Raw genomic sequence first — 7834 nt, 5'->3', positions numbered from 1 at the left:
ACCCCAAGGCCCGAGGCAAACCCGCCACCCATCCCAAATCCCATGGCGACCCAGCCCCCGCTCTGCTAAAGTCCGCGCCCAGCGCTGCCGCATCCGGCAGCCGGGCACAGCCGCCGCCATGCCTTCATCCGTGAGTCTTCGGGGGAGTGGTGCATGCGCGTCGCGCGGTCGGTGTTGTTCTTGTCTGTGGTGTCCGTACTGATCGGCTTGGCGCCGCCAACGCGCGCGGCAAGCGGCGATGCCGCGCCTCCCCCTGATCCCACCACCCTCGACCAGATCGTCGTCACCGGCGAGAAGAGCGGCCGCAGCGTGCAGGACACGACCAGTTCGGTCGCCGTCACCACCGAGGCGCGCATCGAGCAGGAAAACCTGCAGAGCGTCTACGAGGTGTTCAACCGCACCGCCAACGTGGCGCAGACCTACGGCGATGCCGGCTTCAGCATCCGCGGCATCCGCGACATCGACGGCGGCGGCGATGCGCCGCTGGCCACCATCTATCTGGATGGTGCGGCGCTGCCGCAGACCGCGATCAGCTGGGCGCCGCTGAGCCTGTGGGACCTGCAGCAGGTGGAGATCCTGCGCGGCCCGCAATCCACCCTGCAGGGCGAGAACGCGCTGGCCGGCGCGGTGATCCTGCGCACCGCCGAGCCGACCATGGACTGGCAGGGCAAGCTGCGCGTGCTCGCCTCCGATCCGTCCGACCGCAGCCTGGCCGGCGCGGTCGGCGGACCCATCGTCGCCGACGAACTGGCGTTCCGGGTCTCGGTCGAGCAGCGCAGTTTCGAAGGCTACAACTGGAACCTCACCCGCCAGGCCGCCGACGACGCGCTGGTCTCGGCGATCTACCGCGGCAAGCTGCTGTGGACGCCGTCGGCGCTGCCCGGGCTCAAGGTGCAGTTCGGCTACACCCGTGCGCACCGCACCGGGCCGTACATGTACAGCTACGTGCGCACCGACCTGCCCGACTATTTCGAGCACCGTTACACCACCAACAACACCCCGGACCGCAACCACACCGACAGCGATATCGTCACCCTGCAGGCCGATTACGCACTCGCCGAGGCCTGGTCGCTGTCCTCGGTCAGCGCCTGGAACAAGGTGGATTCGTTCAGCACCTGGGACCTGGACCGCGGCCCGGCCAATACGGCCTATTCGCAGCGGCAGATCTCCACCACCACCGCCTCGCAGGAACTGCGCCTGCGCTACGAAGGCGTGGCGCTGCAGGGCCTGGTCGGCGCGTACTGGGCGCGACACGTGGAAGACAACGATGCGCGCTCGCTGACCAACGTCGCCACCCCGACTGCGACGATCGCGCGGCTGCTGGGCAGCGCCGGCTTCCCGGCCGCCAGCGCCAGTGCCATCGCCGCGCGCTATGCGCAGGTGCTGCCGGTGATTCCGGTGGACTACAGTGCCGCCAATCCCAGCCGCTCGAGCAACCGCGCGCTGTTCGCCGACGGGCAGTGGCGCATCGCCGGCGGCTTCTCGCTGCTGGGCGGCCTGCGCTACGACCGCCAGCGCTACGCTATGGCCTCGGACACCGCTGCGACGTTCGCCGGCCAATATCCGGATCCGGCCACATTCGCCGCCAGCGGCACCGCGCTGTACCGGGCGGTCGCCGCGATCAATCAGGGCGTGGCCGGCATCGTGCGTTCGGCCAGCGGCGAGGTGGCATGGAACACGCGCGACTTCGATGCGCTGTTGCCCAAGCTGGGCGCGCGCTACGAGTGGAACCCGGACCTGTCGGCGAGCCTGGTGGTGCAGCGCGGCTACCGCTCCGGCGGCTCCAGTTTCAACGTCGCGCGCAGCCAGGCCTTCGCCTACGACCCGGAATACACCTGGAACTACGAGGCCTCGCTGCGCTCGCAGTGGCTGGACCGGCGCCTGACCCTCAACGCCAACGCCTACTACATCGACTGGAAGGACAAGCAGGCCACCGCCTACTTCGGCCTCAACAGCTACGACTACAACACCGTCAACGCCGGCCGCGCGCACCTGTACGGCGGCGAGCTGGAGCTGAGCCATCGCCTCGATGACGCCTTCGACTGGTACGGCTCGCTGGGTTTCTCGCGCACCCGCTACGACAGCTTCGCCACCATCGTCGGCGCCGACGTCACCGACTATGCCGGCAGCGAGTTCGCCTACGCGCCGCGCTGGACCGCCGCGCTGGGCGCCAACTGGCGCTTCGCCGACGGCTGGCTGGCCAATCTCAACGCCAGCTTCCGCGACCGCGTCTACACCGACGTCGGCGCCGGCGCGGCGCAGCTGGCCTCGCGTACCCTGGTCAACGCCAAGCTCGGCTACGAAACCTTGGACTGGAGCGCGTGGATCTTCGCCAACAACCTGCTGGACCGGCACTACGTGCAGTACCGCTGGGCCAGCGACCCGATCGCGCTGCTGGGCGCGCCACGCGTGGTCGGCATCGGCTTCGAGGCGCGCTGGTGATGTCCGCCTTGGCCACCGCTGCCTATCTGCTCGCCGCCGCGTCGGCGGCGCTGGCGTTCTACCTGGCCACCACGCACCAGCGGCTGCGTCCGGCGTGGCGCCGGCATGCGCGCGCGCTGCGCGTGGCCGGCACGCTGCTCTGCGTGGCTGCGTTGGTTGCAGCGATCGTCGCGTTGGGCGTGTGGGCCGGTGTCTTCGCCGCGCTGAGCGCGATCATGCTGACGGCGGTGGCCTTGCCATACCTGGATGCGTGGCGGCAACTGCAGGGAGGCGATGCCGATGTGGGCTAGGTGGCTGGCGGCGATCGTGCTGGGCCTGCCGCTGGCGGTGGGTGTCATCGGCTTGTGCGTGCTGCTGTGGCCGGGCGATCTGCAGGTGCACACATTGCCGTGGCTGTTGCTGGTGTTCCCGGCGTGGGTCGGCGCGATGTCGCTGGCCTTCGTGTTTCGCAGTGGCGCGCGCGCGTGGCTGTGGTTGGGCGCGGCGACCGCGCTGTGCTACGTGGCGCTGTTCCTGCTCAAGGCCACCCACCTCGTGCAGGTGAGCGCATGAAGGCCGCGACCCTGCGCCAGTTCCTGTCGGCGCACAGCTGGATGGGCCTGCTCGCCGGCATGGCCTTGTTCATCGCCTTCTATGCCGGGGCGATCAACGTGTTCACCCACGACCTGGAGCAGTGGCCGCGGCCGGCGGCGGTGCAGGCCCCGGCGCTGCCGCCGCAACAGGCCGCGCAGGCGCTGGCCGATGCGGTGCTGGCACGGCATCCGGCGCTGGCCGAGTCCTACACGCTGATGCTGCCCGGCGAAGGCCGCGCGCTGCCGCAGTTCTACGCGTTCGGCCCGGCAGCGCAGCAGGCCTTCGGCGGCATCGTGCAGTTCCAGCCCGGGACCGATGGGCAGCCGGTGCAGTTGCCGCAGCGCAGCGGCTTCGTCGATTTCCTGTACGACCTGCACTTCACCGCCGGCCTGCCGCGCACCTTCGGCACCTACCTGTTCGGCGTGGTCTGCCTGCTGTACGGGCTGGCCCTGGTCAGCGGCGTGGTGTTGTACGCGCCGGTGTTGCTCAAGGACCTGTTCGCGCTGCGCCGCGGCCGCAACGTCAAGCGCCTGTGGCAGGACGCGCACAACGCCATCGGCATGTTGTCGCTGCCGTTCCACGTGATCTTCGCCTGGTCCGGCGCGGTGCTGACCCTGGGCGTGCTGCTGCTGGCGCCGTTCCAGGCTCTGGTGTTCGACGGCAAGCTGATGCAGGTGCTGCAGCCGGACTTCGAACTGGCCCCGCACGTGCAGCCTGCGCACGTGCCTGCGCCGATGCTGCCGGTGGCCGAACTGGTGGCGCGGGCGCGCGCGGCCAATCCCGGCTTCGTGCCGGAGAGCCTGTCCTTCCACGATGCCGGCGACGCCAACGCGCAGGTGGAACTCTATGGCCACCAGGACCAGCGTCGGCTCAACAATCTCGCCGGGGTGGCGCTGCGCGCGGCAGACGGCAAGGTGCTGCGGGTGCTGTCGCCGCAGACCATGTCGCCGGGCGTGGCGGCGCTGCGCGGCCTGCAGACCCTGCACTTCGGCAACTACGGGCGCTGGCCGCTGCAGTGGCTGTACTTCCTGCTCGGGCTGGGTGGTGCGTTCCTGTTCTACAGCGGCAACCTGCTGTGGGTGGAAGCGCGGCGCAAGCGCCGCCAGCACACGCAGCCGCTGCGCACCCACGTCATGGCACGGCTGACCACCGGCGTGTGCCTGGGCTGCGTGGCCGGGGTGTCGGCGTTGTTCGTGGCCGCGCGCCTGCTGCCGCCCGGCATGGAGCGCGTCGCCTACTACGCGGTGTTCGCGCTCGGCGTGGCCTGGGCACTGCTGCGGCCGACCGCGCGCGGTGCCTACGAACTGCTGCTGGCCTGCGCGGCGCTCACCACGCTGGTGCCGCTGGCCGGTTTGCGCGACGCCGCCGGCTGGGTGGCGCCGTGGAGCAGCGGCACGCTGCTGGCGATCGACGCCTGCGCGCTGGCGCTGGCCTGGGCCTACTGGCAGATGGCGCGCGCGGCGTACCGGCGCGGGCAAGGCGGCGATCCGCACAGCGTGTGGGCATTCCCGCAGCCGCGTTGACGCACCGCTTGCCGCGCCATGCGACGCAGTAGGGTGCCGCTGTCACGCAACCGATCGTCCCGAAAGTGGACAATCACGCGCCGGTGCTTTTTCATGGTCTCGACGTGGGCACCGCAGCGTTCGCACGAAATGGAGTGGGGTTGCACGATCTGATGTGACCTGCTCCCCACTTCGCGCCGCGTTGCCGTCGACAGGGGACTGCATGCACGAGCGTTACCAGGAGCCAAACGACGCGCCGCCGGGCGAGGCCTACGCGGCGCAGTTGCGCAAGGGATTCGCCGCGCTGCGTTTCGATCCTCCGCTGGAACGGGCGTACCGCCACTACACCGCCGCCACGCTGGGCTTCGCGCAGCGCGTGGCGGCCTCGCTGGGCGTGTTGATCGCGCTGCTGCTGCTGGGCTGGGACGCGCTGCATTTCGGCTGGCGCGGCGGCGGCCTGCTCGGCTATGCGGTGGCGGTGCGCGTGGCGACCCTGCTGGCGCTGCTGTGGGTGGCGGCCGCGATCCACCGTGCCGATACGCATGGTCCCGGCCGCGCTGCGCTGCTGTTGCTGGTCGGCGGCACCGGGTTGGTGCTGTCGAGCATCGGCTACCCGCCGCAGGAGCTGCGTTATGCGGCCGCAGTGATGACCCTGGTGATCGTGGCCGGGTTCTTTCCGCTGGGCCTGGCGCTGTGGCAGAGCGTGGCGGTGGCGCTGCTGCTGTGCGCGATCAGCGCCGTGTCCGGCCACCTGCTGCTGGACGGCGCGGCGCATGATGCCTATTTGCGCCTGCAGTGGCTGCTGTGGACCGCGGTGCCGGTCGGCGCGGTCGGCGGCTACCTGCGCGAGCATTCGCGGCGCGAGGGATTTTTGCAGCGGCGGGTGCGCGATGACGAGGCCTTGCGCGACGCGCTCACCGGGCTGGGCGACCGCCGCCGCTTCGACGAGCACCTGGCGGTGGCGCTGGCCGAGCGCGGGCGCCTGCAGCGCGGCCTGGCGCTGATCCTGGTCGAACTGGACGGCTTCGCGACGTTCGCCGGCCGCCACGGCGCCGCCGCCGCCGACCGCGCGGTACTGGAGGTGGCCGAGGCCATGCAGTGCCTGCTGCGGCCGCTGGACGTGGCCATGCGCATCGGCGCGGGCCGCTTCGCGCTGGTGCTGTACGACGCCAGCGGCGCACACCTGCGCCAGGTGGCGCCGGCGCTGCGCGACATGGTCGAGGTGATGGCGATCGCCCAGGACGCGGCGGACGCGCAGCCGCTGACGGTCAGCGTCGGTGCGCTGCTGGCCACGCCCGAGGACACGCCGGCCACGCTGATGCAGCGTGCCGAGGCGCTGCTGGATTCCGCGCGCGCCGTCGGCAACCGCGTGGTGCTGGCCGAGGACACAGGCTGGTAGGGCGGCGATCCGGCGCACCAGCCCTCGCGACTGACGCCGACGCAGCCGCAGCCGTTGTGGGAGGGACTTCAGTCCCGACGCGGCACACCAACCGGCCTGGGAAGCGCGCCTCTGCTTTCGACAGGCGCGCACACGGGTTTCGTCCACGGCCGCGAACGTCGTGCGCGGCGATTGGCTAGGACCACTCAGAACGTCCCGCGCTGCACGAACGGCACCTGCGCGTAGAGCCGGCGTTCGCCGCCGCGTGGGTCGTGCGCCAGGCGGCTGTCGGTGTCGAACAGCAGGGTCTGGCGCTGGGCCAGCGAATACGGTTCCCAGCGCGGCAGGCCGGCGTGGTTGGGATCGTCGTGGCGGGCGAAGGCCAGCAGCGCGGCGCTCATCGCATCGGCCATGCGCTGCGCGTCCGCGCCGTCGCCGGTGCGCGATCCGGGCTGGCGGATGTTGTCGAACACCAGCGGGATGTCCAGGGTGTGGAAGGCGCCGAACTTGCCGCCGTCCAGCGGCGAGCTCCAGTCCAGTTGGTAGACCCAGGTTGGTGCGCCCTGCCGCGCACGCGCCTCGGCTTCTTCCACCGCGCCGCGCCAGGAGCGGCCGGCGGTGGTGGCGGCAAAGAACACCTCGCTCGGCGTGTAGTGCGGATACAGCCGCCGGTACTCGGCGATCACCACCTGCGGCGACAGGTCGACGTACTGCTCCTGCGCCAGCTTGTCCGGCAGGGCGTCCCAGCTCAGCGCGAAGTTGGCCGGATCGTGGCCGAGGAAGGCGCGGGTCTCGTCGCGGGTGTTGCCGATCACCATCGGGATGCGCGCCGACTGCGGCGGCGCGTCCGGCCAGAACGGATGCCGGTGCAGCACCTGCGCATCCAGCACCGGGCCCAGGTACAGCGCGGTGGTCTCGGCGCGCGAGGGATCGGGCGTGCGCGTGGCCTCGAGCAGGCGCTGCAGCGGCAGTGTGCGCAGCACGTCCAATTGCGATGGTTCCAACTGCAGGGCCTGCAACAGCAACTGCGTTCGCTGGCTGGCGGCCCGCGGCCCGGCGGCAGTCACCTGCTGCCCGCTCATGGTCCAGGCGCGGTGGAACAGGCCCTGCGCGGCAGGCATCGCCATCAGCGTGGCGATCTTGGCGCCGCCGCCGGACTGGCCGAACACGGTGACGTTGTCGGCATCGCCGCCGAACTCGGCCGCATGCGCGCGTACCCACTGCAGCGCCTGCACCAGGTCGAGCTGGCCGACGTTGCCGGAGGCGGCATAGGCGTCGCCGCCGAACGGCGCCAGGTACAGATAGCCGAAGGCGTTGAGGCGGTGGTTGACGCTGACCACCACCACGTCGCCGCGCTGGCACAGGCGCGCGCCGTCGTACAGCGGGTCGCTGCCGGAGCCGTTGTTGTAGGCGCCGCCGTGGATGTAGAACAGGATCGGACGCTTCGCACCGTCGCGCAGGTCCGGGGTCCAGACATTGAGGAACAGGCAGTCCTCGCTGACCGGCTCGGACCCGCGTTGCGGCGCCGACGCGGCGTAGGCGCTGCAGTCGCGCACGCCGAGCCAAGGCCGTTCCTGCAGCGCCGGCTGGAAGCGCTGCGGCGCGGTGTCGGCGCCGTAGGGAATGCCCTTGAATACGCACACGCCCTCATTGCGCACACCGCGGATGCGGCCGCTGCGGGTGCCCCCCCCCCCCCCCCCCCCCCCCCCCCCCCCCCCCCCCCCCCCCCCCCCCCCCCCCCCCCCCCCCCCCCCCCCCCCCCCCCCCCCCCCCCCCCCCCCCCCCCCCCCCCCCCCCCCCCCCCCCCCCCCACCCCCCCCCCCCCCCCCCCCCCCCCCCCCCCCCCCCCCCCCCCCCCCCCCCCCCCCCCCCCCCCCCCCCCCCCCCCCCCCCCCCCCCCCCCCCCCCCCCCCCCCCCCCCCCCCCCCCCCCCCCCCCC

At 71.9% G+C, this 7834-nt stretch carries 5 protein-coding genes and 1 pseudogene; 5 read left to right on the top strand and 1 reads right to left on the bottom strand.

All coding sequences use genetic code 11. The annotated features are described in order from the left end of the window. Window positions 1-186: 186 nt before the first annotated feature. From ACP93_RS20640 to ACP93_RS20620, 5 genes are all read left to right on the top strand, one after another. The gene (locus tag ACP93_RS20640; RefSeq protein ID WP_228136114.1) at window positions 187-2442 is read left to right on the top strand and encodes a TonB-dependent receptor; all 2256 of its coding nucleotides are present in this window, start codon (window positions 187-189) and stop codon (window positions 2440-2442) included. Beyond that, window positions 2442-2732, top strand: coding sequence for a hypothetical protein (locus ACP93_RS20635; protein ID WP_048492532.1), 291 nt, complete (start codon window positions 2442-2444; stop codon window positions 2730-2732). The genes ACP93_RS20640 and ACP93_RS20635 overlap by 1 nt, the downstream gene beginning before the upstream one ends. Further along, window positions 2722-2994 (top strand): hypothetical protein, encoded by a 273-nt coding sequence (locus ACP93_RS20630; protein WP_048492534.1) that lies wholly within the window; start codon window positions 2722-2724, stop codon window positions 2992-2994. Before ACP93_RS20635 ends, ACP93_RS20630 begins: the two co-directional genes overlap by 11 nt. Next, entirely contained in the window at window positions 2991-4538 is a 1548-nt protein-coding gene (locus ACP93_RS20625) for a PepSY-associated TM helix domain-containing protein (protein WP_048492531.1), read from the top strand. Before ACP93_RS20630 ends, ACP93_RS20625 begins: the two co-directional genes overlap by 4 nt. A gap of 202 nt (window positions 4539-4740) precedes the next feature. Next, window positions 4741-5916 carry a GGDEF domain-containing protein gene (locus ACP93_RS20620; RefSeq protein WP_048492530.1) on the top strand — a complete coding sequence of 392 codons (1176 nt, stop codon included), beginning with the start codon at window positions 4741-4743 and terminating at the stop codon, window positions 5914-5916. Window positions 5917-6101: 185 nt separating this feature from the next. Here the strand turns inward: ACP93_RS20620 and ACP93_RS20615 are convergent. Beyond that, window positions 6102-7574: pseudogene (locus tag ACP93_RS20615) on the bottom strand (carboxylesterase family protein); the annotation flags it as partial. Between the last annotated feature and the right edge of the window lie 260 nt (window positions 7575-7834).

It is taken from the genome of Xanthomonas sp. NCPPB 1128 (genome assembly GCF_001043115.1).
Lineage (GTDB): Bacteria > Pseudomonadota > Gammaproteobacteria > Xanthomonadales > Xanthomonadaceae > Xanthomonas_A.
This window is presented reverse-complemented; position numbering and strand designations above follow the sequence as displayed.

What these genes read in the sequence shown, in the direction of transcription:
- ACP93_RS20620 (WP_048492530.1), top strand. Translation starts at nt 4,741, where the DNA reads ATGCACGAGCGTTACCAGGAGCCAAACGACGCGCCGCCGGGCGAGGCC.
- ACP93_RS20625 (WP_048492531.1), top strand. Translation starts at nt 2,991, where the DNA reads ATGAAGGCCGCGACCCTGCGCCAGTTCCTGTCGGCGCACAGCTGGATG.
- ACP93_RS20635 (WP_048492532.1), top strand. Translation starts at nt 2,442, where the DNA reads ATGTCCGCCTTGGCCACCGCTGCCTATCTGCTCGCCGCCGCGTCGGCG.
- ACP93_RS20630 (WP_048492534.1), top strand. Translation starts at nt 2,722, where the DNA reads ATGTGGGCTAGGTGGCTGGCGGCGATCGTGCTGGGCCTGCCGCTGGCG.